Source organism: Microvirga pakistanensis, from assembly GCF_004458765.1.
Lineage (GTDB): Bacteria > Pseudomonadota > Alphaproteobacteria > Rhizobiales > Beijerinckiaceae > Microvirga > Microvirga pakistanensis.
Map to the genome: position 1 here is coordinate 1 of NZ_SPJX01000397.1, position 223 is coordinate 223.

The window sequence follows — 223 nt, forward strand, 5'->3', positions numbered from 1 at the left end:
CGCCGCGCGGATGCCTTCCCACGTGGAGGCGATCTTGATCAGGATGCGGTCGCGCCCGATGCCGCGCTCCTCATAGGCCTTGATGATCGAGCGGGCCTTGTTCACGGTCGCGTGCGTGTCGAAGGACAGGTCGGCGTCCACCTCAGTGGAGACGCGGCCCGGAACGATGCCGGCGAGCTCCGCCCCGAAGGCGACGGCCAGCCGGTCGCAGATGGAGGACACC

1 protein-coding gene is annotated in these 223 nt (G+C 69.1%); it reads right to left on the reverse strand.

Annotated features, from left to right (window positions below; translation table 11 throughout):
- Window positions 1–223 (reverse strand): transaldolase family protein (locus E4K09_RS18925; protein ID WP_280177483.1); only part of this gene is annotated, 223 nt, incomplete at both ends.